Raw genomic sequence first — 22,135 nt, forward strand, 5'->3', positions numbered from 1 at the left:
AATTGGGTTTTCTAGTGCTCTTTTTCAGGACTAAACAACCTCCAAAATCCCGATAGGCAGAGTCATCCTTTTGACGGCATTTTTTGCCGCGCGGACATTGGTCTGGTCCGGTTGATAACTAAGAAATTTAGTTTTAATCAGCGTGAATTGCGTGGATGTTGATATGTCCAAAGGGGCTTTGGCTTCTTACGAATTTGTTCAAAATTTTGAAACCAGCTTCTTGTAGCTCAGACACAATCATCTCTGGTGTGGGAATGAATCTATAGGCAACTCCGGATTCACTCAAAATTCGCGTCGAAGAATTAAATTCTTTTGGAAACGAAGGATCCTCATCAGCAGCACAAAGGCTACTTACAAAAAGCATCCCTGTAGGTTTTAAAACTCTCTTCCACTCAGAAAGTGCTAAGGAGCGCTTTTCACCCAAGATGCAATGGAAACAATTGCCATCGTAGACAACATCAAAAGTATTTTCTGCATAAAATGGAAGACTTGTAACATCACCGACATTGAAGCCGATATCGTGATTGGCTTGCTCAGCATTCTCTTTAGCCCAGGCAATCGCCGACTCCGAAAAGTCTACACCATGAACCTCGAATCCTTTTTTGGCCAACTCAATGGAGAGGTTCCCAGCCCCGCAACCAAGCTCGAGTAATTTTCCACCTCGTGGGGCTCCTCCAAATGCAAAGAACCGTTCATCGAGCATTTGGGAAAGCTTTGAAACTCTATCAGCTCCACCCCAACCCGGCAGACCAGCCGATTTTGCGGCCCTATATTTTTCATCATGTATTTTTGCGGAATCGGATATTTCGTATCGATACTCAAGTCGCCAGTAGGAGGTACCACGAACAATCTTTATCTCTTTTCCGATGCCTCGGAGGACGTTTTGAATTTCTTCATCTGTGGGAAAATTCTTAAGCACTTCATGTTGGCTACCATCATTTAAAGTTCTTATTTGATATGTATTACCCTCATGGTCCGTTCTTTTAAGAGGCGTGCTGATTCCCTCTTGATATTCATTGTCGATAAAGACAATCTTGGATCCCGTGGTAAGCTTGCTATGCAACAACATGAGAAATTCAGACAATTTTCTTTTCGGAATATGTGACCACCAAAAGCCAGCAAAAGCAGCGTTGAAGGTGCCTTGGGCCTTTTCTAGGGAATAGGCATCGTCCTGAACAAATAGTGCCTTACTTTGAGAGATTTTTTTTGATTCCGCTACTTCGAGCGTTTCGACACTTTGATCTGAAGCAAGAATATATTGTGCAGACTCAGCTAAAACCTGTGTCCAATACCCCGTGCCGCATGCAATCTCTAGGATACGCAGATCACTGAAGCTTCCTTTTAGTTCGGCTTTTAAAGCGCTCAGCTCTTCTTGTCTCTCTGGAATATGATAAACTTTTTCAAATTCTTTTGCGCGCTGATTATAATATGTCTGCATTCTAGTATTCTATCCGTTATTCACTCAAAATGTGGTTTCAAATTCTGATTTTTAGATGCGTCAAAAGCAAAACGCACTCGAGTTTCATGACCGTCTGAAAAGCTTGGCAAATCATCCTCTGGAAACCATCCCACTTTCGTAGATTCGCTGGAGGTTTTCATTTCACCGCCAGTAAGTCGCGCACGGAAGAAGAGATGACAGAATTCATTTTCTTTCCAAGGATAATGGACATATTCGTAGCGGTTCGAACTCCAAACACCGAGCAAATCTGTGACTTCGACCTCGTAGCCAGATTCTTCTCTACATTCTCGTTCAGCACACTCTTTTGGCGTTTCGCCTAAATCATGGCAACCACCGGGCAAAGCCCAAAGACCGTTATCTGCTCTCTGTATAAGAAGAACTGCGGAACGTTCATTCAAGACAAATACATCACATCCAACAAGTGGAGTTACTGGTTTTGGCATATACAAAAAATCTCACTTAAAACTTCGAGTGTAAAGACGCGCTACAAATATCAATTTCCTAACATCCCGCTTCTGCGCTAAGCAGTGCTATTCATATTAAACGGATTGTAGAAATTCGATTCTATTTCCAAAGGGATCTCGTATATCTCCTCTGATAAAACCCGGGACCGGCGTGTTGTCATTCCACTTTAAGCCACGTTTTGCCAGCTGTTCTTTGAGTAAAGCAATATTACTCACTTCGTAGGCGAGATGAGATTTTGTTTTCGACGGGTCAAATCCATCTTGAATGCTCAAATGAACTTGGGCATTTGAAATCTCAAGCCACAATCCCCCGTTTTTCTGAAGCTCTGCCGGTTTTGGAATTTCTTTAAAGCCCAAAAAGTTACAATAGAATTCACGAGCTTGATCTTCAGATCCTCGAGGAATGATGATATCGGCATGGTTAAGACGAAGAACTATCTTCATATAAGTAGCCTAACAAGAGTCGTTCGTTTTGGTCACTTAACAAATAGGAACTCTCCAACACCCCGCTTCCGATCTTGCATTGCGATCCCCCGTCAGCGATGCTTTATACAACTGTCAGACATATGGGCTGACGATTCCTTTCATTACTGTCGAATGACCAGGTCGACTGCAAACACAACAAAAGCATAAGGAGTTCGTATGCAAGCTCAGACCGTGTCTGAACAACAAGAGTATTTTGTCGCCCTTTTTGACCTCACCAACTTTGGAAGCTTCTATAAAAGCAGCTCTCCACAAAGTGTTCTGGCAGTCTTACAAGAATTCAGTGAATTGTCCGTCAAAGCCGTTGAGAAATTCGGAGGAAGAGTTATTAAGTTTTCTAACGACAGTGGCATTGCCGCTTTCCCCTCTGACAAAGTCGATCAAGGGGTCAAAGCCATGATTCACCTTAAAACCGAGATTGATCAATGGGCGCAGAAAAAGATCCCTGCCAGCAGACTCGCTATGAATGGACATGTAGGTCCCGCAGCTATTGGCGCCCTCGGAAACAATTCACTCGAAATCGTAGGTGAAGCAGTTTCCATGGTTTATTCGATGGGTAAGAAACAGTTTGTGATTTCACCACAGACTTTCAGAAAACTAACACCTGAAACTAGAAAAGAGTTTCACAAATACACACCACCAATCGTGTATCGACTTTCATAGTTGCAAACTGCCTAATGCAGAAGCGGGACGTTAAACTCCCGCTTTTAAAAAGTTCCCACCGCTTCTTTCAGCCGCTGAAAGGTCACTAGATCATTCAAATCGCTCGACGAGAAAAACTTTTTGAAACTCGGCGGTGTTGGATACTTTCCTGTTTTCAAAATGTCTAACACGTACATATTGCCGAGCTCCTGGCAAGATAAGGAGCCTGCCAGTGCTGGATCCGACAGACAGTACGTCGGCATCGAACCAATACAAATTAGAGAATTCGCCATCTCTTTGTCTGATTGACAGTAAGCTGGTTGCACGCGCGCGCAAGCCAAGTCGTTGGCGAACTTCCGATCTGTCTGACAATACGATGGCATACTGCCGATGCACGCTAGAGAATTCGAATGCTCTGGCTTTGTTTGGCAATAGACCGGGCGAGCGCCAATGCATGCGCCATTGTTTGCAAAAGACTCGTTGTTCTGACAGAAATCCGGTTTCGATCCCGCACACGCTAGCAAATCCGCCGTGCTATTGTCCGAGATGCAGTAGGAAGGCTTCGTACCGATGCACGAAAGATTGTTGCCCGCACTTTTATCCGTCACACAAAATGTCGGAGGAATCGCGCCGTGAACTTTCCGTGGTACCAAAATTATTAAGAGTGAAAACAAAGCGCCTAATGTAATAAAAAACATCAGGCTATGTTTTACGGGTTTATGAATGTGTCTCATACGGCAAACCCCTTCCTGGATCAGAGGGGCTTGCAAGGATTAATCGGTCTCGCCGTTCAGGTAGGGCTGCAGAATTTTCGTGAGCTCATCCACCACCAGCGCATTGCCCGCAATGATCGAGTTCTTATAGGGATTATACTTCTTTCCGCGGTAAGTAACCACTTTTCCGCCGGCTTCCTCAACAAGTAACAACCCCGCAGCACTGTCCCACGGCTGAAGATTTCTTTCCCAGAAGCCGTCAAACACACCACGTGCGACTAATGCCAAATCATAGGCAGCAGCACCAGGTCTGCGCACACCACGGCATTTATAAACAACATCAGCAAAAATCTTCAGTTGCTCTTCGATGACAGAGTGTTTTTCAGCAACAAATCCCGTCGCCAGCAAAGCATCCTTCAAATGCTCTGCAGAACCTATTTTCAGACGCATGCCGTTCATGAAAGCACCTTGCCCACGAACTGCTGTGTAGGTCTCGCCCATTTTTGGACAATCGATCACAGCGACTTGAATTTCTCCATTCACTTCTAAAGCAAGACTGATACAGAAAATAGGAAATTGATGGATGTAGTTGGTCGTCCCGTCCAATGGATCCAAGATCCAACGGCCTTGTGCTCCCGCAGAGGCTAGCTGGACTTTAGCCCCTTCATAGCTCGACTCTTCGCCCAAAAACTCGATGCTAGGAAAATTTTTCCTAAGATAATCTGAAATGACTTTCTCAGATTCTTTGTCGGCCTCGCTCACCAAGCCAGCCTGAAATTTTTCAGAAATGTGCTGTAAGTTCCCGATATATTTGAGTAGGACCTCTCGCCCCAGGCGACAAGCCTTAAGTCCCACATGCAGCGCCTGCCCTAAATCTATTGAATTCCCGCTGTTTTCCCCAGATGTTTCCACTGCTTTTGCCTTTCCTGGACTGGTCCTTTATTGACCGACTTTTCGCCTAACGTTAACATAAAAGAAGAGTCAATGGAATGACTCCAAGTTAACTTTTAAGTCACTGTCATGAGGATCAAAGAATGGGCGCAAAAACGGACGTGGTCGTGAAATTAGTTTTGGTGTTTTTTATTTCGCTTTTGTCTTTTTCAATCGGTACTTTCGTCGGCAAAAAGTACAGCGACAATCAACACAAACTTTCAGCCTTAGAACCAGGTCAAGATGGACATGGATCCCGCGAAGTGGCGTCTGCACACGGTGACTCACACGGCAACACCCATGGCGAAGCTGCTAACACACACGGCGGTGGCAAAACTGGCGACAGCATGAGCGATGAAGAAATCGCGAAACTTGCTGAAGAGTTTGTTGCTGATGACACAACTGCTGTGGGTGCTCACGGAACTAACAGCCACGGCGAAGCTCCTGCTGCTCACGGTAAAGAAACTGAACACAAAGAAGAAGTGGTTGTGACCGCTCCAAAGACACGTACTTTGGATAAAGCGGAGCCTTTGGCTGCTGCTAAAAATATCGCACACGGCAAAGCTCCTACAGCTCCAGTTGTAGCTGAAGAGAAGAAAGCTGAAAAAGACACTCGTATCCCTTCTAGCATTCCAAAAGATGTTGGTCAGTACTCTGCAGGTAAATTCACAGTACAAGTGGGTTCATACGCTAAAGAAGACGAAGCTCAGAAAATCGCTGGCGATTTGAAAGCAAAAGGCTTCAGCGCTTTCTACATCCCTGCAACAGTTAAAGGTCAAACTTGGTACCGCGTCAGCGTAGGTCTTTTCGCAACTCCGAAAGAAGCGCAAGACTACAGAACAGAACTTATGAGCAAAGCAAAATTGAGCTCAGCTCTTGTTCAAAAGATCGTTCAGTAAGATTTAAATATATTTGAAGACTTTTTAAGAACCCACATTCTTCACGAATGTGGGTTTTTCTTTTCCCCGTCAATAATTTGCCTTAAGTCTTCTAACAAGGCTTCCATCATCTCGACACGCTCTGCAAGTTCACGTGAACCATCAGCGGTTTTTTCCGCCGTTTGGGCATTCTGTTGCGTAGTTTTGTCCAGATTATTCATCACTGCCGCGATTTGACTAATACCGCTGGCCTGTTCACCACTTGCTTGAGCAATTTGCTGATTGTATTGCGAAACTTTTTTAATGGACTCTACGATTTTATTTAGAGTCTCTCCGCTCTGCCCTGTTACTGTCGAACCGGTATCAATCTTCTGTACGCTATCTTTAATCAATACAGCGATATCCTTAGCAGCAACAGCACTTCTTTGTGCTAAAGTGCGCACCGCTTCGGCGACGACAGCAAAGCCCTTCCCTTGCTCACCAGCACGGGCCGCTTCGACAGCAGCATTAAGCGCCAAGAGGTTTGTTTGAAATGCGATATCGTCAATGACATTGATAATGTCTTCGATTTTTTTAGAGCTCGCAGATAATTCATTCATTGAAACTGCTAGATGTTTAATACCTTTTTCGCCTGTTTCTGCTACTTGCGTACTTTGACCCGAAAGAGTTTCCGCGTCTTTGGCATTTTGCGAATTTAAGTTGACCATTGAAGTCAGCTCTTCAATAGAAGCCACAGTTTCTTCTAAGGACGCCGCCTGTTCTGTGGAGGCTTTCGACCCTTGCTCTGCAACCAATGACAGTTCAGAAACCTGTGTTTTGGTTTTTTCAAAAGCTTCTTGGAATTGCAAAACGATGTTTTTGCCAGGTTTCACGACTTGGGAAATCGTCACAGAAGCTATTGCCAAAAAGAGCACTACAAACATTGCGACATTAAACCCCGCCGTTTTGCTCAAAGTGCCTTGGGTCGCAAGAATTTCATTTTTTAGTGGCATTTGAACTTCTAATACACCACGAACATCTCCGACTTTCCATGTTTTGATGGGCGATTGTGGATGAGAATTGTGGCAAGCTACACAAGAGTCTACCATCTTATCAGCAACAGCTACTCTCACGGTTTCACTACCAGGGATATCCTCATACCGGATGAAAGGCGCTTCAGGATTTTTTTTAAGCTCTGCCAGAGCATCCTGAGCGAACTTGTCTAAAACACGATCCTTTCTATTCGGAAAGGGCGCATCGCTATAGAGCTTTAAAACTCCGGAACCTTTTTCAGCAAAAGTCTTACTAAGATCATGAATCATTGTAGCAGGCAGAGGAATGACTCCGTCTTTGCCATCGTGCTCGATACCAATACTCATCGCACCTGTGGCCTTCACTTTGGCAACGACTTTTTCAGTGTAGTATCTTCGCAAAGTTTTGAACTGCTCGATATTCGATTGAGCAATACGGGTGCTTGAATCAATAAGCGTTTTCTTAATTTCGCCGCGCAAATAGAAAAGCTGTGTTGCAAGACCAACTAGTAGAATAAGAAATAGTGGCGCTGTGACTCTCGTTAAGAGACCCTGGCGCTTGTACAGTGATTTTAATCCCAAAACATCCCCCGCTGTCCGCAAAAAACAGTTAAGATTGTTTCGGCATTTATCAAAGGAACTTAATTGGTTACGAACTTTTTGCGGCGTAACTAAATACTCTCGAGTTTTATTTTATCTAGTTTATAGACAGATTTTTTAGATTCTCTCGGAGTTGTGCCTTAATTCCAACAACTCCACATTAAGCTACTAAGGAAAATTAGAACTCAACCCCAAGGCGAACAAGAAGGCTTGCCTGTGGATTCGGGTCAAAGTTTTTTCCGATCATTAAACGGGCTTCGATATTAATAAGCACAAGGTCCGCGATCATTGTTTGAGCGCCACCACTGCCTCCGCCCATCATCTGAAAACCACTAGAGTCCGTAGTATTGGCGCTTCCAGATAGACTTGTTGTCACTTCTTCTTGATAGGCACCAGCGCCAGCAGTGATATAGAAATCCACCACTTCCATATTGATCAGATTTTCTTTCCACCACACAAGATACTCAGTGTGTTCACGATCAATCGCTAACGTCGCATTCCCGGTTTTTTCTGTAAAAGAAGAATACTCAAGCAAGACTGTCGAGCTATCACGACGAACACCCACTGCGAAATTTAACGGACGACGATCGACGAGCTGCTGTGAAGCATCTCGCTCATAACGTAATTCCAAATTGAGTGGATATATATCAAAACGCCAAGGGGAAGATGATTTAACTTCGGCAGCGTGTGAAACGGCCGTGCTCAAAAGCATTGCCAGCATCAGAAAAAGAGATCTCATTTGCGGCCTCGGATCTCGTCAGGAAGTATCGGAGCTGGAATGATTTCAGCTGTCGGATTTACCTGCGTTTCACCTTCACGCACGGACTTTTCATCAATCTTTGCTTTTTTCTGAGCGTTCACGACTAACTTCTCAAGGAAGGTTTTCTCTTTAGTTTGCACATCAGGTAGAGCGTCCTGAAGCATCTTGAAAAAGCTGGAAGGATCAAAATATTCACCCGTCTTAATACTCAATAAAGACTCTTTTAAGGTAGGCAATGCTTTAACGATCGCTGTACCAACAAGCTTGCGAGCTTCTAGAGAACTTAAGCCACGAGAATCTTGCACCACTCCTGAGAAGTGCTTCAAAAGACGCGCATACTTAGAACCCAAGCAATAAGAAACACGCACGCCACGGCAACCTCTTGGCTGAGCGCCGCTATAGCGATTCAATACTTCCATTTTCCAAATCTCAGAATTAGGGAAAACGAATTCTTCGGCTGCTTTTTCTTCGATGTTCATTGTGCGCTGATCTTTTTCGCTCGGAAGAGAGTGCTGCAAGAAATCTGGATCACCTGTGTAAATCCAAGCCCAGAAATCCGCCAAGCCCTCATTAATTCCGCGAGAGAAAAGTGCATGATACTCAGTCGTGAAACTGTCGTTGTCTTCAGGAAGTGGTTTTGAAATTTCAATATTCTTATCTTCAACGATATTCAAAACTTCTTCGCGCAAACTTTTGCCATGCAGAGCTTGCTGCGCTTTAAACACATGCTTTTCAACGAGTTTGAAATACAAAGAGTGGAAATGCTCGTGCGCCAAAATCCCGGCATTCACCGCGATCGGCAAATTGTTTTGAGTATAAGGCACCACTAACATGGAATCCGTCGAGCCATCATAGAAAGCATTGTTGGTTTCGTATCTGTTGCCTTCGCTTTTATAACGAACGCCAACACCCACATCGCGAGGCCATGTATTCACACCCTCAGCCCCAAGCTCGTTATCCAAAGCCGCTAATCTTTGGAAGTGTGCATAGATGACCGCCAATTGTTGGGACATGACGTCTTCAGGAACATAGACATCGCCCGCTTTAATGAAACGAGTTTTTGGTTGATGACCGGTGAGTTTGCTATCAGACACAGACGGAGACATATAAAAGGTGACGTATTTACCCGAAAACTCATAAAGGGAGCGAATGCCAGAAAGAGAAACGGCCTGGAGGCTATAAGCCCCACCCTCAGAGGTAAATGGAATGCGGGTTTTGATATCGCCCGAAATCTTATGAGTGTCCGGCTCACGGCTACAGCCCGAAACGAGGGCTAATACAGAGAATCCGATCAGAGTTTGCCAAATGCGCAGTCCAAAATGCTTCACAAAAAGGTCTCCGGCGTCTATAAGTTCAGGTACTAAAAAGCAGCCCTCAAGTTGTGCATTTAAGAACACTGACTTGATGCGTTAAAGATAATATTTATACTGTAAAAGGCGTGGATTCTCAAAAATCATGGATGTTTTTGCAACTATTACAAAGAACCTAAATCCCCCCCAGAAAGAGGCCGTAGAGACTCTCAAAGGCCCTATATTGATTCTGGCGGGTGCAGGCTCTGGAAAAACCCGGGTTTTGACCCAAAGAATGGCCAATATTATCTCTCAGGGAGCTGCTGCCCCCGATGAAATCCTCTGCGTGACCTTTACCAATAAGGCCGCCAAAGAGATGGAGGCCCGAATCTATAAGATCCTGGCTGATATAGGGATCCCCGTCCGTAGCCAGCTTTGGATTAGCACTTTCCACAGTTTTTGCGTCCGTGTTCTGCGTCAGCATCTGACCCTCTTGGATTATAAGCCTTTCTTCGGGATCTATGATTCTTCGGATCAGCTCAGCCAAGTCAAAAAGGTCATGAAGGCTTTGAACATCAACGAAAAGATGTATCCAGCCAAAAACTTCCAAGGCCGTATCAGCGACGCGAAGATGTTGGCTCTAACTCCTGAGGATCTTCGTAAGAACAACCGTCCTATGATGGATCCAAAAACTCTCGAAGTTTATTCTCTGTACGAAGCCGAGATGAAAAAGGCGAACAGCCTTGATTTCGATGATTTGCTCCTAAAGACCTATGAACTCTTCCGCATGTATCCTGATATTCTTGAGCAATATCAGGACAAGTTTAAGTTCATCATGGTGGATGAGTATCAAGATACGAATCACATCCAATACTTGCTAGTACAGCTTCTTGCCCGCAAACACCGCAACCTTTGCGTCGTGGGTGATGAAGATCAGTCCATCTATAGCTGGCGTGGTGCGGATATCTCGAACATTCTAGATTTTGAAAAAGACTTCCCCGAAGCCAAAGTCGTAAAGCTTGAGGAAAACTATCGCTCGTCCTCAAACATCGTCACAGCGGCGACCCACGTGATTAAGAACAATACACAAAGAAAAGATAAAACTCTTTTCACCTCAAACCCTGAGGGCGATTTGATCCAAGTCCGTGAAGAGAAAAACGAGTACGACGAAGCCCGCTTCGCAGCAAAGACTATCCAGAGCATGATTGCTTCCGGAGAAGGTTCTTACAACGACTATGCGGTTTTCTATCGTACCAATGCTCAGTCCCGCGTACTGGAAGAACAGCTTCGCACTCTTGGCATTCCGTACCGTCTAGTTGGTGGCGTTCGTTTCTATGAACGTATGGAGATCAAAGACATGATCGCTTTCATGAAGCTGTCTTTGAATCCTGCGGATGATGTGGCTTTTAAGCGAGTCATCAATGTGCCTGCTCGTGGTATCGGCAAAACGACCGTCGATAAGCTTGAAGAATACTCGATTGAACAAAAGCTTAGTCTGATGGTGGCTGCCCAAAAATGCGTCGACACGAAGGTGTTCAATGCCGGCACGACCGGCAAAATCCGTCGTTTCTTAGATTTGATGGAGCAATTGCAGGTTTCTGCAACTCAGTTCAAGCTACCTGAGTTTTATCACATCGTTTTAGATCGCACGGAATACGTGAATGTACTGAAAGCCGACGACTCGCCAGAAGCGAAGGCTCGTATCGAGAACTTAGATGAATTGGACAATGCTATTGCTCAGTTTGCTAAAGAACGTGGTGAAGAAGGTACTTTGCAGTCTTTCCTTGAAGAAATGGCGTTGGTCAACGACGTGGACTCTTTGGACCAAGAACAGAACTCAGTCACACTCATGACTTTGCACATTTCAAAGGGCCTTGAGTTTCCTTACGTTTTTGTGGTCGGTCTTGAAGAAAACCTGTTCCCTAGCAACCGTGGAGTTGATGAGTCCGGCAATGAAGATGTCGAGGAAGAACGCCGCCTGGCTTATGTGGGGATGACCCGTGCTCGACAGAAATTATGGCTGACTTACACCCGCGTTCGTCGCGTATGGGGACAAGAACAGTTCAATCCCCCTTCCCGTTTCATCAAAGAGATCCCTCAGCACCTGATCGAGTTCAAAACCGCGATGGAGACTCCTCGTTTCTTGTCTCGTTACGGATCTTCCAGCAGTGATGACTTTGACGAGAGCCCAAGCTTTACGCGGACTCCCAAATATCGTCAGGGCCGCAGTGATGAACACTCTCAAGACTTCCCGGACTATGACGAAGATAGCTCTTCGGGTGGTAACTTCCAAAAAGGGATGCGCGTGCGTCATCCAACCTTTGGTGTCGGTTCGGTTTTCGCCACAGAAGGGTCTGGAGAAAATCTCAAAGTCAGCGTCATGTTCGCTGATCAGACGGTCAAAAAATTTATTGTTAAATACGCGCGACTAGAAAAAGTTTAGTTGACTGTAACTCAGGCTGTGACAAAGTTTTTGTTATTCATTTTGATAACAATTAAAGGAGCACAGCGTGAGAAAATTCATTCAAAACCTTCTGGCAGCCAGTATCGTTCTTGGATCTGCATCTACTGTTTTTGCCCAGTACGGCACCGGCACTCGTAGCGGCGGCAGCAGCAGCGGTGGCTACTACACAGGTTCTTCTTCTTACGGCTCTTCTGTAGCTTACGGAACTCCAAACGAGATCATCACTAACTTCACAAGCGGTAGCTTGCTCTCAGGTAAACAATGTAAGGACTGTGATAGCTCTACCAACATCACAATCCAAGGTATGTACTTAAGAACTATCACGGCAGAATGGCAAGGCGGCGCTCAAGCTGGGATTCAGTCCATCAGCGGCGGTGGCGGTCAGACTCTTCTAACTTTGGTGGGCTTGGGCGTTTATAACTTTGATACCAACTTCAAAGAGTCTTTCTTTGCAATGGGCGGTCTTGGAATCTATCCAGTCATCAAAGATGACGGGAGCGGCGACTACGAAAGCAAGTTTGGTTTCACTATCGGTGGCGGTAAACGTTTCCCTCTTTGGGGTAGCGTGAACTACATCCCAACCGTCGCCATCGTTAAAAAAGGCGATTTGGATATCGGCTTTGATATCGAGTTCTTGAACTTCTCGATCATGTTCTAAGACCTGGATCAAAATCCAAAAAAAAGAAGGGACCTAAAAAGGTCCCTTTTTTATTGCCAAAAATCAGTGCAACATTAGATATATGCAGTACGGAGAGCGTTTTAATACCATCAGCCACCTCGTTGCCGCCGGCTTTTCCGCATTAGGTGCCGCGGTTTTACTCTACCTCGCCATTTCCAAAAATGATTTCGTCGAAATTGCAGCAGTTATTGTCTATGCAGTCACCACTGTTGGATTGTATCTGGCTTCGACCCTCTATCATGGATCCCAGGGCAATATTAAAAACCTGCTTCGTCGTTTAGACTATATCGGGATCTACCTTAAGATCGCTGGCAACTACACCCCCTTCATGATCATCCTTTTGCGCGGATCTGCGGGCTGGGCAACACTCGCGGTAGTTTGGGCTTTGGCCTTTGTTGGTATCGTGCATGAGTTCAGTCTTGGTAAGAAAACTCGCCGTTACTCGTTGATCATTTATGGAATCATGAGCTTAGCGGTTCTTCCGGTCCTTAAAAACTTGATTGATGCTCTTCCTCCAGCAGGATTTGGTTTAATCATGGCGGGTTATATTTCTTACGCCATCGGGTTCTATTTCTATCTAAACGACCACAAAATTAAACACGGTCATGGTTTGTGGCATATCGGTGTCATTGGTGGCACATTGTTTCAGTACCTCTGCCTTGTGATTTACGTCGTTTAGACTATACTCACTGGATGAAAAAAATCTTTTTAGTTTTACCGATTTTATTGCTTTGCTCGTGCGCCAGCTTCTGGGGCACCGTCGTTGAAAAACCAAAAATCAGTTTGGATCGTGTCTCTGTCAAAGATGTCAGTCTTAAAGGCAGTACCTTGATCTTTCATGTGAACGTTGAAAACCCAAACAAGATGGATTTGAAGGTCGATCAAATCAGCTACAAAGTTTTCGTTAACAACAAAGAACTTACCAAAGCTCAAACTGACAAAGCTGTGACCGTACCAGCTCAGGGCGCATCACTTGTAGAGCTGCCCTTACCTATCGAATACAACAAGATCTTCACGGATCTTAAAGAGCTCATGTTTGCCGAATCCGCGAAATATAAGATCGAAGGTGATGCCAAGTTTCCTCTTTTCACTATTCCCTTCACTAAAGAAGGCGATGTAAAACTTCGCTAATGTTTTTGGGCCTTGTGCTTCTACACAGGCCCTATGCAGTCTCTTGCAAAAGTAAAAACCCACAGGGACACTTCAAGAAAGAATTCTTCGGAGGTTCCCATGACTTTTAAACGCGCCCGCCCTGTTCCTTTGGCAGCAGACAGATATGAATTTCATTTGGATAGCGAATTAGATCAGGACATCGATCCTCATCACCCGCAATCGGGTGCTGGCGATTACTTAACGTGGGCTCCGGAATCTCAACCAAGCAGCAGCGATCTGTCCCCTGATCATACTGGCAAAGGCCCTAAAGATTATAAACGCGCTGATGAAAGTATTCTGGCGGATGTTGTCGACATGCTAACTCGTCATCACGAAATCGATGCCTCTGACGTTTCGGTACAGGTAGAACATGGCGAAGTGATACTGACGGGGTTTGTACCACAAAGAAATATGAAGTTTCTTGCTGAAGATGTGATTGAGCTGATCCCCGGAGTCCAAGAGATCAGCAATCAACTGAAAGTTCCGCCCAAAAATATCTAGGATTTATTGACGAGCACATGACCACCACCGCTAGAAAGCGCTGTCCATGTCGTCTCGGTACCCACTTGTATTGGAGAGCTGCGAGTCGTCGTTGAGTTATCACCCAATTGACCATAGTCATTATTTCCCCACGCCCACAAAGTTCCATTCGTTTTGAGAGCCGTCGAAGAAGAATATCCCGCAGCCACTTTTGACCAATTGGTCAGAGCGCCGATCTGTGCAGGTGTTGGTATATAGTAGGGCCCACTATTCCCCTGCGCACATTGCGCAAAAGTATTAAGTCCCCACGCCCACAAGGTGCCAGTAGTTTTCACTGCTACGGTATGATAATCACCAGCTGCAATATCTGCCCAGTTCGTAGCAGTTCCCACTTGGGTTGGCTGATAGTAAGTTATACCCGACACCCCATTTTCATTATTGCCCCAAGACCACAAGGTATCGTCTGATTTGATGGCCAGAACATTTTCGTTGCCGTGAGTGAGTTTCTTCCAAGTTGTTCCTGAATTGATCTGCACCGGCGAGCTGCGAGCCGTTCCAGTGCCGTCACCGACCAAATCATAACCTGACGCATTCCAACCCCAACACCACATAGTTCCATCTGTTTTAATCGCGCCCGCAGCGTAAGATCCGAAACTGGAGCTTGCCCAAGTTGTTAGCGCGCCTACTTGCACCGGAGAACTGCGATGAGTTCTATTTCCAGTTCCTAGTTGGCCGTCAAAGTTCCAGCCCCAAGCCCACAAGGTTCCATCAGTCTTCACCGCATTGGCACTCCAGGTCCCGGCAGCAACAGAAGCCCAATTTGTAAGAAGACCTACTTGTGTCGGAGTCGTCTTATTCGACATATCCGCACCCAAGGCTAAGCATCCATCAACATTTCTACCCCAGGTCCAAAGTGTATTGTCACTACGAACACCGATAGAAAAACTTCCACCAGCACTAATATTAATCCAAGTAGAAGCACCAATTTGAACTGGAGAGCTTTTACTAGCATTCGTCCCATCACCGAGCTGACCGTCGTTATTACGACCCCAGGCCCACAGAGTACCGTCGGTTTTAATTGCCAACGTGTGATAGTCGCCACAAGCAACTTTTGACCAATCCGTGAGAGCACCAATTTGAACCGGAGAACTGCGGTTTACGACAGTCCCATTACCCATGGCTCCATAATTGTTGTAACCCCAGCACCAAAGAGTCCCATCTGTCTTAACAGCCGACGTATGCCAACTTCCTGCAGAGACGGTTGCCCAGTTAGTCAGTGCGCCGACCTGCACAGGCGATTCTTTTGAAACGCGGGTGCCATCTCCAATGTGACCATCAAAGTTATTACCCCAACCCCACAAAGTGCCATCAAGACGAATTCCCATGGCGCCACCAGTTTGTGTTTCTGGATAGTCTGAGTCTTTTTGACGACTTGAAACGACAGCCCAAGTTGCCGCATTGACTTGAGCAGGAGTCGGATTGTTGATTCCCAACTGACACAGCTCATTCGTGCCCCAACCCCACAACGTGCCGTCTGTTTTAATACCCATACTATGTGAAGCTCCGGCAACAACCTTAACCCAATTGGTTCCGGCTCCGATTTGTACGGGATTACTTTTATTAACTAAAGTTCCATCACCCACTTGGCCGGTAGAATTAGCACCCCAAGCCCAAAGAGTACCGTCGGTTCTGACTCCGAGAGAGTGCATGCCTCCACCGGTAACATAAGCCCAATTCGTGGCGGCCCCAACTGCTGTCGGATTACTCTTTGAAGTCGTTGAGTTGTCGCCAATACGACCGCCGCCGTTATTGCCCCATCCCCAAAGAGTCCCGTCTGTTTTAATCGCCAAAGAGTGAAAAGCTCCGGCACCCACCTTGGCCCAAGTCGTTAAGGACCCGACTTGAGTGAGCGCACTTCGATGAGTGGTAGTCCCATCTCCGAGACGACCCGAGCCGTTGTTACCAAAGGCCCAAAGAGTCCCGTCATCTTTTACAACTAAACTATGAACTTCGCCTCCGGCAGTGGAGGTATAATTGGCAGTTCCGATTTGTGTCGGTGTACTTTTATTGGTGATGTTGCCATTGTCCAATTGTCCGTTGGCGTTCACACCAAAACCCCAAAGAGTGGCGCCCGTTTGCGTCTTCCAAAATGCAAAAGGAACGGTGGCTGAAGCTTTTTTCGCGAACAAAGTTAGTCCAGCAAAAATTCGCCACTGACGAAGCACTGCAAAGACGCTTGAGGAAGCACTGACGTGAAATATCCGTTTTAGAAACTTTCTGCGGTCCATGAAAATCCCTCACCACAAAAATGTTTTCATAGATGTTCGACGAACACTAGATTTTTCTCTGGCAAGTTTGGCAATTGACCTGAATGGTCGAGTAACAGAATGTTACTACTTGTTCCCGCGCTCTAATTCACTTTTTATACAGGCCCTTGGTCTGACGACAGCTATGTCTTCGCGTTCTTCAGAGATTCCCACTCAGAGAAATAAAGTTCGGCATCGAGTGGTTTTTGAATTCTGTCCGCAGTTGGATTCACATACTCGGCCTCAACTCCGTCCCATCCGCGGTACATACGCTTTTCAGAAGAAGACTGAGTTTCATAGTTAGGAACGTAATAAGTTTTTCCGCCGCCATCTGGGATGTCTAACGACAATGTTGGCATTGCTAAACCAGATAGATTTCCCCACAACTCTTTTTGAATTTCTAAAGAGTCCTCAATGCTCGTGCGCAGATGATCGGTGCCACGCGAAGGATCGCACTGAAACATATAGTAAGGTTTTGCACGTAAGTATAATAACCGACGAGACAACGCTTGCACGATCGCCGGATGATTATTCACACCGTTAAGAAGGACCATCTGGTTCATTACCGGAATACCGTTATCAACAAACTTCTCAACGGCTTGTGCCGCTTCTTCTGTAAGCTCGCGCGGATGATTGAAGTGCGACATCAAAAACACCGGCTTATGCTTTTTTAGGATTTTTACTAGGTCTTCGCTGACACGCATTGGACACACAACTGGCATGCGCGTTCCCACGCGGATAATTTCGACGTGATCTATTTTACGAAGATCAAAAAGAGTTCTATCTAGTTGTGCATCGCTAATCGTGAGAGGGTCCCCACCAGAAAGGATGACCTCGCGAATGCCTGTATGTGACTTTATATAAGAGAGTGCCTCTTCATATTCATTGTTCTTAATGAAAGCTTGTTCTTGGCCAGTGAAATGCTTGCGCGTGCAATAACGGCAATACACGCTACAAATATCCGTTACCAAAAATAACACTCGATCTGGATAGCGATGGATAATTCGCGGAGCTGGATTGTTCTTACGCTCCCCGAGCGGATCCAGCATCGCTTGCGCCGGTGTCGCTAACTCTAAAGCGTTGGGCATTAATATACGACGAATCGGATCTTGCGATTGAGGCCCCGCAAGACCTGCATAATAAGGAGTCGTGCGGATATTAAAAACCTCAGCCCCTTCTTGAAAAGCACTGCGCTCTTGCTCGTCCAAGTTAAATGCTTTTTCGAAATCAGAAAGCGATTTTAAACTCTGGCGAAGTTGCCAGGTCCAATTATTCCAGTCCGCAGTCGGAATGGATTCAGGTTTTGGAGCTCGCTTAAACTGCAATTTCATGGGCGCTTTCGGTCCTTCTTCAGAAAGTGCTTATAACATCCCTAAAACCCTTAAACCACAGGGATTTTCAGACATTCTCAGAGTGAGACGCTACTAGTTCGACAAGTGTCAGAGTTTATATCAGCTTGAGACATCAAAAATTACTCAAGCAATTCCAAAGCTTAGGCATTTTTCCCTAGTTTTTCTTGTTGGCGCAGGTCTGGCTTTACTAGTTCATAGAAACAAGAGCCAGGCTGGCTCATTTACTGGAGGATGATATGAAAAAACTCAACGAACCCCAAAAGAAATGGGCCCTTGCAGCCTGTTTAGCAACGGTTCTTAGCTTTAATCTTGTTATGGGATTAGCTGGTTCAAATAATGGCGTAGCAGACTTCGCTTCAAAAAAGAAAGTCTCTGACGAAGAGCTTTTAGATGTTGAAGAAACAGAATTAGACGAAGTCGACGCAGAAGACATCGAACCGAGATTTGAAAGTATCATCACTGAAAAAGGTCGCCTTAAAATCAAATACGTTCAAGAAGAAGACGGTTCTACAACTGCCATCGTTCCAAAGAAACTAGAAAGCGGTTTCTGCTGGGATAAGTGCGGTAAGAAATATCTTTTACCTAAAAACTTCACAAGCAGCAAAGCAGACTTAGAATTAGCTTTGCGTAAAGCAATGGTGAAGGAAGTTATCCAAAAGTCCAAAGAAGAAGATGTTGAACAAGAAGACGTTTCTGATGAGGAATTGGACGAAGTAGTTACTAAAAAAGCGAAAAAGTTAAAGAAGAAAGTCGAAGAAGAACAAGACGAAGAAGAGACCGTTGAAATCGAAGAAAAAGAAGACAAAGAAATGATCGCATTGAACAAGAAGTGCGACAGAAAAGAAGACGACGCTCGTATGTCTTGCTTCGCTAACGGCTTGAAAGCTATGTTGTCTAACGGCAAGAAAGAACACGCTCGCGAAGACGTACTTCGTATGTACAAAAGAGAAGTTGAACCAGGTTTGATCGAAGCATTGTCTGATATGCGCGACTCTGACCGTCGTGAAGAAGGTCAAACTATCTTGGAAGACATGCTTGCTAGCATCTCTAAAAAGCATAACTACCTTCGTGAACGCGTAGTAAAATTGTCAGCATTAGCAGTTATCAAAGCTAACCAAGATGCTCAAAAGAGCTTCCAACGTGCAGAATCTTTGAAATCTACAAATCCACAACAAGCTATGAGATGGCAAGTTGATGGTTTCAACAGAAGAAGCATGGCTGAACAAATGGCTTCAAACCTTGATTACACTTTGCAATCTGGTCTTGAGAGCGCTTACTACAACAAAATGATCAGCGAAAACAAAGCTGTTGATTTGTACTCGACTCAGTTCTCTGACGTAGTACAACCAATCATCCAAGGTATGAGAATGAACCCTCACACTTACGTAATCGCATCAGGCCCACTGAGCGAAAGCGGTCTTATGATGGATAGCAACGGCAACTTGGTTTCTAGCGACTCTTTGGGTCCTATCGGCCAAATGCGCAGCATCGGTCGCGGTATCTATGTAATCAACAACGGTTTGACATCTTCAAACGTAATTGGTTCTTCGACTCCGACGATCTTGGCGACTGGAGTTAATGTTGGTCAAGGAACTGCAACGATCCAAGCAATCCCAGCTTCTGCGATCCCAACAAGCTTTATGAGCACAGGCGCAGCTCTACCAGTAGGCGGTCAACCGATCGCAGCTCCGGGCACAAACGTTATCAGCATCCGCGGTAACTAAATTAAATAACGAAATCAAATTCAAAGGACAAAATCCTTCGGCGAGTTCAGGAAGAACTCGCCGTCCTCTTTTTTTGGGTCTTGTACTTGCTGACGGGGGAATTTCCGGCGCCTGGGCTCTGCGAAGTCTCCTGCGGGGCACGCCCTCCAGGCTCGCGACTCTTCCACCCGGAGTACCGGCCGGAAGGGCCCATCCATGGGCCCGTCGAGGCACCCTTCGGAAACTTCGCAGAACCCAGTCACCGAAAATTCGTCTGCAAACAAAACCCAAAAAGAAAAAGGACGGACGATTACGCGCATGCCGAGCAGGCTCCGTAGAAATTTACTTTTTTTAAATTGTGAGTTTTGTTTTTTGTATTTCTTTGCGCGCCATACGAGGAACGCTCTTACATTTTCTTTGTGCTGTCCGGTGATTTCCGGTTTGGGGGAGGGCGGGGTTTTTGGTCGATTTCTTCGGGCGGCCTCAGCGGGGCCTGGATGGCCCTCGGAGTGCTTGTACTCAAGCGCTCCGAAGCTGCGAGCCCTGGAGGGGCGTGCCGACTGAAGGAAGCGAGCAAAAACCCCGCCCTCCCCCAAACCGGAAATCCCTCGCGACAAGTACTAAAGTTCGATGTAAGAGTCGCCCTTTTCCGAGTATTCCCACATTTTGCCCACTTCCAAATCGAAGTACCATCCCGATACTGTGAGGCTACCCTCGTCTAATCTTTTTTGGATGAATGGGAATGTCTTTAGATTTTTTATTGAGACCTTGATCGCTTCCAATTCGCACTCGTGGCAGAATTGTTTGAAGTTATCTGGGCTTTCTTTTTTTAGTGCTGCAATTCTCGCATCTGCAGCGATGTTTACCCATTTGCTGATGAAGCTTCCGCCTTCAGCGGCTTGCCCGGCTGCAAGAGCTGCGACGCCACCGCATTGGGCGTGACCGAGAACTACGATGTCTTCGACTTTCAAGTTGTTCACTGCGAATTCGATCGCGGCACTCGTACCGTGATGGCCGCCGCCTTCTTCGTACGGAGGAACTAAGTTCGCTACGTTACGAATTACGAAGAGGTCGCCTGGCTCTGAAGAAAGAAGAATTGCGGGATCGACACGAGAATCACTGCAGGCAATCAGAAGAGTTTTTGGAGATTGCCCTTTTGTGCTGAGATTCAGATACAAATCCTTATCGAGGATGAAATATCTGCGTCTAAATTTACGGAATCCGTCAATCAAATCTAATTTTTTAGTTAAAGGCATAAAATTACCCGGGAGCTTTCACTCCCGGGCCCTTCGCCACCGACTTCGGAGTCTAAGTTGCAATCTAAGCTGAAGACCACGTTGTCTGCAAAAAAGTTATCAGAAGCTGATGGCTGCTTTTGTTGCAAAACCATACGTAAATGCATTGTCTAAATTTCCACCAGCGCCATTGCCATTTTTGAAGGCTGCACCTGGGAACAGAAGGCCCAATTGGTTGATCCACTGAATTCTGTCAGTAGGTTTGTAAACCAAGTCGATATCCCATTCAAAACCAAGATCCTTCTGAAAACCGCTGTTGCCAGCGATTGGGTTGGTCATCAGTTGCGCATAAGTCAGCGTATTATTTAAATCTAAACGATCGCCCCACACGTATGTGAATTTTGGCGAGATATAAATCGCATTGCTAATCGCTTCATCATCTAAAGAAGTAGCTACTGTCTTCGTAGTGTCCTTGATCATGTCGGTAGAAAGGAAATCCTCTTGTCCCAAACGATGATTGAACATCAAGAACGCAACATCATAGTTACGGTCAAATTGGAAACCTTCGTATGTTCCAGATGAGTTTGGATCATCGCCCGTCGCCATACCTACACGTAGACTCCATTCAAATTTGGAATCTTTACGAGGGAAGTTGAATTCAGTTGCGATACCATAACCGTTGGCTTTTACATCTTCACCAGCTCCAGATTGCTTACCCGTGCTACCGCTGTTGAAGCCAGCTTCCATTTTAAACGCAAATTTTTCCCACTCGCGCCCCAATACAAAGCTGATAGTTTGAACGTTGTAATTCCCTACGACAGTTCCAGTGTATGGAGCATCGTTCGCGCCAAGACTTGCTTTGCGATTCTGTTGCATAACTCCGATCAAAGAACCAGATTCTTTGCTTTCGTATTGCAAGTGAATGATGGTGTCTTGAACAGTATTACCTTGAGCAACATCTTCGTCATAAACACGGCCAACCATTGGCATGATGAAGAAATTGTCGATGATGAACTTGTAGCCCACTACATCCATAGTGTCGCCCCAGTGATCAAACAACCCGTTGCCGGCATTGTGAGTGATCCCCATACCGAACTCGATCGGAGCACGACCCGCTACCAATGCGCCGTACTCTTGATTCAAATTCAAATACAACTGAGAAACTAACAATTGGGTGTATTTTTGGTTCTGTGCAGTCGTGTTTCTTTGATATGTTGGCGCCGCTGCCGTCGGCCAACCCTGTCCCCACAACTGACCAAACTGTGCATTTTGGTATGCAGCATCTTGGTTTGCCAAAACATCAAATTTTGAAACGATGCTCACACCGTCCGTCGCGATGATTTTTGGGCTCAATGAAAGATAGTTCAAACCATACGACTTCATTCCGTAAGGAGTCGCCAAACTTGGACGATCTACTTGAGTCCACTCAAAACGATAAGTTCCCTTCCAATCAATGCTGACAGCGCTAGCCGTGGAAGCCATCACTGAAGTCAAAAGTGCTGCTACAGAAAGAAGTGTTTTATTTTTCAACGTCAT

Annotated in this window: 20 protein-coding genes; 8 read left to right on the forward strand and 12 right to left on the reverse strand. The window is 45.6% G+C overall.

Annotation, left to right across the window (positions count from 1 at the left end):
• Positions 1 to 133: 133 nt before the first annotated feature.
• The 3 genes from ACLWBB_RS17925 to ACLWBB_RS17935 all read right to left on the reverse strand — a co-directional run bounded on the left by ACLWBB_RS17925 (position 134) and on the right by ACLWBB_RS17935 (position 2,367).
• On the reverse strand, positions 134 to 1,438 hold the full coding sequence (locus ACLWBB_RS17925; protein ID WP_413288935.1) for a methyltransferase domain-containing protein: 1,305 nt from the start codon (positions 1,436 to 1,438) through the stop codon (positions 134 to 136).
• Between the two features lie 20 nt (positions 1,439 to 1,458).
• The gene (locus tag ACLWBB_RS17930) at positions 1,459 to 1,902 is read right to left on the reverse strand and encodes an NUDIX domain-containing protein (RefSeq protein ID WP_413288936.1); all 444 of its coding nucleotides are present in this window, start codon (positions 1,900 to 1,902) and stop codon (positions 1,459 to 1,461) included.
• A 96-nt stretch (positions 1,903 to 1,998) separates the two neighbouring features.
• Positions 1,999 to 2,367: a glyoxalase superfamily protein gene (locus tag ACLWBB_RS17935; protein WP_413288937.1), complete on the reverse strand. Its 369-nt coding sequence runs from the start codon at positions 2,365 to 2,367 to the stop codon at positions 1,999 to 2,001.
• 198 nt (positions 2,368 to 2,565) lie between these two features.
• Between ACLWBB_RS17935 and ACLWBB_RS17940 the strand changes: the two genes are divergently transcribed.
• Positions 2,566 to 3,069: an adenylate/guanylate cyclase domain-containing protein gene (locus tag ACLWBB_RS17940; protein WP_413288938.1), complete on the forward strand. Its 504-nt coding sequence runs from the start codon at positions 2,566 to 2,568 to the stop codon at positions 3,067 to 3,069.
• A 44-nt stretch (positions 3,070 to 3,113) separates the two neighbouring features.
• On the opposite strand, the gene ACLWBB_RS17945 is transcribed toward ACLWBB_RS17940, so the two are convergent.
• Positions 3,114 to 3,782: a hypothetical protein gene (locus tag ACLWBB_RS17945; protein WP_413288939.1), complete on the reverse strand. Its 669-nt coding sequence runs from the start codon at positions 3,780 to 3,782 to the stop codon at positions 3,114 to 3,116.
• Positions 3,783 to 3,821: 39 nt separating this feature from the next.
• Positions 3,822 to 4,673, reverse strand: a complete 852-nt coding sequence (locus tag ACLWBB_RS17950) for an inositol monophosphatase family protein (protein ID WP_413288940.1) — start codon at positions 4,671 to 4,673, stop codon at positions 3,822 to 3,824.
• 122 nt (positions 4,674 to 4,795) lie between these two features.
• Here ACLWBB_RS17950 and ACLWBB_RS17955 point away from each other — a divergent pair, with 122 nt between their 5' ends.
• Positions 4,796 to 5,590, forward strand: coding sequence for an SPOR domain-containing protein (locus ACLWBB_RS17955; RefSeq protein WP_413288941.1), 795 nt, complete (start codon positions 4,796 to 4,798; stop codon positions 5,588 to 5,590).
• Between the two features lie 41 nt (positions 5,591 to 5,631).
• Here ACLWBB_RS17955 and ACLWBB_RS17960 read toward each other — a convergent pair whose 3' ends face one another.
• The 3 genes from ACLWBB_RS17960 to ACLWBB_RS17970 all read right to left on the reverse strand — a co-directional run bounded on the left by ACLWBB_RS17960 (position 5,632) and on the right by ACLWBB_RS17970 (position 9,267).
• Entirely contained in the window at positions 5,632 to 7,161 is a 1,530-nt protein-coding gene (locus ACLWBB_RS17960; protein WP_413288942.1) for a methyl-accepting chemotaxis protein, read from the reverse strand.
• A gap of 196 nt (positions 7,162 to 7,357) precedes the next feature.
• Positions 7,358 to 7,918 (reverse strand): hypothetical protein, encoded by a 561-nt coding sequence (locus ACLWBB_RS17965; protein ID WP_413288943.1) that lies wholly within the window; start codon positions 7,916 to 7,918, stop codon positions 7,358 to 7,360.
• Complete coding sequence (locus ACLWBB_RS17970; protein ID WP_413288944.1) at positions 7,915 to 9,267, reverse strand: hypothetical protein; 1,353 nt, start codon at positions 9,265 to 9,267, stop codon at positions 7,915 to 7,917. Before ACLWBB_RS17970 ends, ACLWBB_RS17965 begins: the two co-directional genes overlap by 4 nt.
• A gap of 127 nt (positions 9,268 to 9,394) precedes the next feature.
• On the opposite strand from ACLWBB_RS17970, the gene ACLWBB_RS17975 reads away from it, so the two are divergent.
• From ACLWBB_RS17975 to ACLWBB_RS17995, 5 genes are all read left to right on the forward strand, one after another.
• Positions 9,395 to 11,671, forward strand: a complete 2,277-nt coding sequence (locus ACLWBB_RS17975; protein WP_413288945.1) for an ATP-dependent helicase — start codon at positions 9,395 to 9,397, stop codon at positions 11,669 to 11,671.
• A gap of 67 nt (positions 11,672 to 11,738) precedes the next feature.
• Entirely contained in the window at positions 11,739 to 12,350 is a 612-nt protein-coding gene (locus tag ACLWBB_RS17980) for a hypothetical protein (protein WP_413288946.1), read from the forward strand.
• A gap of 82 nt (positions 12,351 to 12,432) precedes the next feature.
• Positions 12,433 to 13,050, forward strand: coding sequence for a PAQR family membrane homeostasis protein TrhA (gene trhA, locus ACLWBB_RS17985; RefSeq protein WP_413288947.1), 618 nt, complete (start codon positions 12,433 to 12,435; stop codon positions 13,048 to 13,050).
• 14 nt (positions 13,051 to 13,064) lie between these two features.
• Positions 13,065 to 13,502 (forward strand): LEA type 2 family protein, encoded by a 438-nt coding sequence (locus ACLWBB_RS17990; protein ID WP_413288948.1) that lies wholly within the window; start codon positions 13,065 to 13,067, stop codon positions 13,500 to 13,502.
• Positions 13,503 to 13,601: 99 nt separating this feature from the next.
• Positions 13,602 to 14,024 (forward strand): BON domain-containing protein, encoded by a 423-nt coding sequence (locus tag ACLWBB_RS17995; RefSeq protein WP_413288949.1) that lies wholly within the window; start codon positions 13,602 to 13,604, stop codon positions 14,022 to 14,024.
• Here ACLWBB_RS17995 and ACLWBB_RS18000 read toward each other — a convergent pair.
• Both ACLWBB_RS18000 and ACLWBB_RS18005 read right to left on the reverse strand, forming a co-directional pair.
• Positions 14,021 to 16,291: an RCC1 domain-containing protein gene (locus ACLWBB_RS18000; RefSeq protein WP_413288950.1), complete on the reverse strand. Its 2,271-nt coding sequence runs from the start codon at positions 16,289 to 16,291 to the stop codon at positions 14,021 to 14,023. The genes ACLWBB_RS17995 and ACLWBB_RS18000 overlap by 4 nt on opposite strands.
• A 161-nt stretch (positions 16,292 to 16,452) precedes the next feature.
• Positions 16,453 to 17,640: a KamA family radical SAM protein gene (locus ACLWBB_RS18005; RefSeq protein ID WP_413288951.1), complete on the reverse strand. Its 1,188-nt coding sequence runs from the start codon at positions 17,638 to 17,640 to the stop codon at positions 16,453 to 16,455.
• 257 nt (positions 17,641 to 17,897) lie between these two features.
• Here ACLWBB_RS18005 and ACLWBB_RS18010 point away from each other — a divergent pair, with 257 nt between their 5' ends.
• On the forward strand, positions 17,898 to 19,385 hold the full coding sequence (locus ACLWBB_RS18010) for a hypothetical protein (protein WP_413288952.1): 1,488 nt from the start codon (positions 17,898 to 17,900) through the stop codon (positions 19,383 to 19,385).
• A gap of 599 nt (positions 19,386 to 19,984) precedes the next feature.
• Here ACLWBB_RS18010 and ACLWBB_RS18015 read toward each other — a convergent pair.
• Positions 19,985 to 20,620 carry a carbonic anhydrase gene (locus ACLWBB_RS18015; protein WP_413288953.1) on the reverse strand — a complete coding sequence of 212 codons (636 nt, stop codon included), beginning with the start codon at positions 20,618 to 20,620 and terminating at the stop codon, positions 19,985 to 19,987.
• Positions 20,621 to 20,719: 99 nt separating this feature from the next.
• Positions 20,720 to 22,135 carry an alginate export family protein gene (locus ACLWBB_RS18020; RefSeq protein ID WP_413288954.1) on the reverse strand — a complete coding sequence of 472 codons (1,416 nt, stop codon included), beginning with the start codon at positions 22,133 to 22,135 and terminating at the stop codon, positions 20,720 to 20,722.

Origin of the sequence: Bdellovibrio sp. HCB337 (assembly GCF_047302465.1) — a bacterium.
GTDB lineage: Bacteria > Bdellovibrionota > Bdellovibrionia > Bdellovibrionales > Bdellovibrionaceae > JACMRP01.

Excerpts from the sequence above, each read along its gene's own strand:
- ACLWBB_RS18000 (WP_413288950.1), bottom strand. The coding sequence starts at position 16,291 with ATGGACCGCAGAAAGTTTCTAAAACGGATATTTCACGTCAGTGCTTCC.
- ACLWBB_RS17945 (WP_413288939.1), bottom strand. The coding sequence starts at position 3,782 with ATGAGACACATTCATAAACCCGTAAAACATAGCCTGATGTTTTTTATT.
- ACLWBB_RS17975 (WP_413288945.1), top strand. The coding sequence starts at position 9,395 with ATGGATGTTTTTGCAACTATTACAAAGAACCTAAATCCCCCCCAGAAA.
- ACLWBB_RS18015 (WP_413288953.1), bottom strand. The coding sequence starts at position 20,620 with ATGCCTTTAACTAAAAAATTAGATTTGATTGACGGATTCCGTAAATTT.
- ACLWBB_RS17995 (WP_413288949.1), top strand. The coding sequence starts at position 13,602 with ATGACTTTTAAACGCGCCCGCCCTGTTCCTTTGGCAGCAGACAGATAT.
- ACLWBB_RS18020 (WP_413288954.1), bottom strand. The coding sequence starts at position 22,135 with ATGACGTTGAAAAATAAAACACTTCTTTCTGTAGCAGCACTTTTGACT.
- trhA (WP_413288947.1), top strand. The coding sequence starts at position 12,433 with ATGCAGTACGGAGAGCGTTTTAATACCATCAGCCACCTCGTTGCCGCC.
- ACLWBB_RS17990 (WP_413288948.1), top strand. The coding sequence starts at position 13,065 with ATGAAAAAAATCTTTTTAGTTTTACCGATTTTATTGCTTTGCTCGTGC.
- ACLWBB_RS18005 (WP_413288951.1), bottom strand. The coding sequence starts at position 17,640 with ATGAAATTGCAGTTTAAGCGAGCTCCAAAACCTGAATCCATTCCGACT.
- ACLWBB_RS17935 (WP_413288937.1), bottom strand. The coding sequence starts at position 2,367 with ATGAAGATAGTTCTTCGTCTTAACCATGCCGATATCATCATTCCTCGA.
- ACLWBB_RS17955 (WP_413288941.1), top strand. The coding sequence starts at position 4,796 with ATGGGCGCAAAAACGGACGTGGTCGTGAAATTAGTTTTGGTGTTTTTT.
- ACLWBB_RS18010 (WP_413288952.1), top strand. The coding sequence starts at position 17,898 with ATGAAAAAACTCAACGAACCCCAAAAGAAATGGGCCCTTGCAGCCTGT.
- ACLWBB_RS17965 (WP_413288943.1), bottom strand. The coding sequence starts at position 7,918 with ATGAGATCTCTTTTTCTGATGCTGGCAATGCTTTTGAGCACGGCCGTT.
- ACLWBB_RS17930 (WP_413288936.1), bottom strand. The coding sequence starts at position 1,902 with ATGCCAAAACCAGTAACTCCACTTGTTGGATGTGATGTATTTGTCTTG.
- ACLWBB_RS17940 (WP_413288938.1), top strand. The coding sequence starts at position 2,566 with ATGCAAGCTCAGACCGTGTCTGAACAACAAGAGTATTTTGTCGCCCTT.
- ACLWBB_RS17925 (WP_413288935.1), bottom strand. The coding sequence starts at position 1,438 with ATGCAGACATATTATAATCAGCGCGCAAAAGAATTTGAAAAAGTTTAT.